The following is a 3,212-nucleotide window of genomic DNA, read 5'->3' on the forward strand; positions in this document are numbered from 1 at the left end:
GAAACGGGGCATGTTGTCTTCGAGCTTCTTGCCGTCGGGGAACACGGCGGGAACTTCCGCGAGGACGTCCCACATGCGCTGCAAGACCATGTGAATCCCGATATAGAGGCCGAGAAGGAAAATGGGTCCGACCAGATAGAAAGCGCCCAAGGGCATCAAGTATCCGGCGCGAGGAATGGGAAGAATGGGCGCGTTGCTGAGGAGCTTCACATCCGTGGTGCGCAGGAGGATGATCCAGGCAGCGGCGCAAGCGATTGCGATCACCGTGAGTAGTTTGCGAACGTTGCGCGAAACGCTGTCGACCTGGACGAGCTCGTCGTCGAGAGAAACCGTGTCGGGCATCATCGCGCCAAGGAGATTGGCGCCGGCGAGCTGAGGGGCAAGCAGACCGGTGGAGGTTTCGAGACGGGCTCCTGCCAGGCTTGCTTCGCGAAGATTGGCGCCGACAAGCGTAGCTTCGCGCAGATCGGCTTCGACGAGGCAGGCTCCCCGGAAATTCGCCATCAGCAGGTCCGCGCCCTGGAAATTGGCGCGAAAGAGGTTGGCACCAGCCAGCTCGGCGCCGATCATGTCGGCGCTTTCGAAGTTCGCGCCGGAAAGATCGGCCCGTTTGCCCGTGCGCCCATCGGAATCGATCCAGCGGCGGTGCTGTTCCAGGACATCTTCAAATTCCAGATTGCCGAATTTCCGGCAAAGGAAGCTGAGGGGCGCGCCGGCGGCGTTGACTTCCAATTCCGCAGCCGTCCGCGAATCTTCCGCCACGGCCGCCGAGTGAGCGGACTCGGCTTCCGTAGCTACGAGCTGTTTCGCGGAAGAAGCGGTTTCGTCCCGATCCAGAGACTCTGCTGGATTATCGGCGGACGGTTTTTCCGTGCTTTCAGCCGAACTGCCAAACCGAAAAAGTGATTTCATATTTCTGCCCTGAAGCGATTGCGGCGAGGGGAGCCGCGAGGGAGGGGATGCGCGGCCGAGATGAGTGTTCCCCAATGCCATAATTAGACTACCCGCAATCGTCCGGCAATTCCGGGCAAAAGGAGTCAGGTGTCGCCAACCAATTTCCTGTCCGGATGGTCAGGGGTGGAAAATGCGAAAGAGGCGCTTCCGCGCCTACCTGAGGGATTCGCGGACGATGAAACTGGCTTGCGCTCCGGCACGTCCCACTGCTTGCTTCCATAGCAAATTCGGGTACGGCGTTTCCAGCGCCGGATATTCATTCCTTGTGGAGGGATGCCTTAATGAAAATGATTGCCAAGTTTTTTGTCGTTGCAGTTTTCGCCATTGTCTCAATCGCTCTAACCGCTTCGGCCCAGAGGCCCGGGCAGCAGCAACCTCCGCCGGGCATGCGTCCCATGATGGAACAACAGCCGGAGGGTCGGAACGCGCAGATGCAAGCGCGCGAATTGCCGCCGCCGGTGGAGAAAAGTTCCGTGACGCATCACAGCGCGAAGATTGGCGGAGAAGAGATCAATTACACGGCAACAGCTGCGACCTACGTCATCAAGGCGGACGACGGAACGCCGAAAGCGACGTTTTTCTTCGTGGCCTATACAAAGGACGGTGTTTCGGATATCGGGACGCGCCCGGTCTCATTCGTCTATAACGGCGGGCCGGGCTCAGCTTCGCTCTTCACGCACATGGGCATGGGCCCGGAGCGAGTGGTGCTGACCGCGGACGGGCACGGCATGCCTGCGCCTTACCGAATCACGGACAACGAGGATTCGTTTCTCGACGCGACGGACCTGGTCTTTGTGGACGCGGTATCAACGGGATACAGCCGGCCAGTGCCCGGGCAGAATCCAGCGCAATTCTACGGGGTGGAGCAGGACGCGGATATTTTCTCCGACTTCATCTACCAGTACATCACGCGGAATGGCCGCTGGGATTCACCGAAATTCCTGATCGGAGAGAGCTACGGGACGACGCGTTCTGCGGAACTTGCGGGAGTTCTTGAGCACCGCCACTCCATGTATCTGAACGGAATCGCGCTCCTTTCGACGATGGCTTTTGATTCGTGGGGCGCCGATGATCGCGATGAATTCTTCCTGCCGACGTACGTGACCTCGGCGTGGTACCACCATTTGCTTTCCTCTGATTTGCAGAGCCTGTCGATTGCGCAGATCGCGCAGAGGGCGCGCGAATTCGCCCACGGCGAATATGCTCAGGCGCTCGAGAAGGGAGATGAAATATCTCCGGCGGAGTACGACAAGGTAGCCGCCGACATGGCGCACCTCACTGCGCTCTCGCCTGAGTACATCAAGGAGTGCAACCTTCGCGTTTCGACGTTTCGCTGGTTCGCCGAGTTGATGAGAAACAAGCGGCTAATCGTGGGACGCCTGGACTCGCGGTTTACGGGCATGAATCGCGACGCGGCGAGCGAACGACCCGAGTACGATCCCAGCGAAGCTTCCTATCTGGGGGCCTTCGTTGCAACGTTCCAGGATTATGTTCACCGCGATTTGAAGTGGGATAGCGATGCATACTACACGGTATCCGCGAATGTACGACCATGGGACCGCCAAGCGCTCGATCAGGTTGCCGAAGTGCTTCGCTCGGCGATGACGGAGGAGAGTTCGCTCAAGGTTCTCGTGCTTTGCGGGTATTACGACCTGGCCACGCCGTTCAATGGAATCGAAGAAACTGTGTCGCACATGCAGCTCGAGCCGTCGGTCCGCAAGAACATCAGCTTCGAGTATTACGAATCGGGGCACATGGTGTACATCGACCGGAAGGCTCACGACAAACTGCACAAAGACGTGGACGCGTTCATCAATTCGAGCTACACGCACTAGAAATTGGGCGGCGCGAGCGGTTCGGGATGGCAGTGGAAGAATTTTGTCCCTCGCGCCGCGTATTCTTGTCTTGTGGAAAAACTGTGAATGACCTGTGAACCCTGTGTATCTTCTTCGCTCAATTTTCTCTTGCTCGATGGACAGCTTTTCGGCAAAATCCGGCCTCGCACATCGAGTCTGTAGTCGAGAGTCGAGTTCCAAAAGAAGAAGAGCAGAGGCGGTAGGGGCGAGCAATCCTCCGTAAGGCTGAATAAGCAGCAATTAAGCAAAGACCCTCTTAAGGGAGGGGATTTCCACAATATTTCCACATCGGTGGAAATCGTAGGGGAATGTCGTCTTCATGAATGCATGGGAAAAAATCCTCCAGCATATGGAACGCAGGGTAAACGCCCACAGTTTTTCGACGTGGTTCCGGCCGACAAG

At 57.7% G+C, this 3,212-nt stretch carries 2 protein-coding genes; one reads left to right on the forward strand and one right to left on the reverse strand.

Annotated features, from left to right (window positions below; translation table 11 throughout):
- A partial coding sequence (locus VGR81_00290; protein HEV2287370.1) for a pentapeptide repeat-containing protein occupies positions 1 to 912 on the reverse strand: 912 nt, incomplete at its 3' end.
- A gap of 323 nt (positions 913 to 1,235) precedes the next feature.
- On the opposite strand from VGR81_00290, the gene VGR81_00295 reads away from it, so the two are divergent.
- Positions 1,236 to 2,789, forward strand: a complete 1,554-nt coding sequence (locus VGR81_00295; protein ID HEV2287371.1) for a hypothetical protein — start codon at positions 1,236 to 1,238, stop codon at positions 2,787 to 2,789.
- Positions 2,790 to 3,212 lie beyond the last annotated feature (423 nt).

The sequence above is a fragment of the Candidatus Acidiferrales bacterium genome, assembly GCA_035934015.1.
Taxonomy (GTDB): domain Bacteria; phylum Acidobacteriota; class Terriglobia; order Acidiferrales; family UBA7541; genus DAHUXN01.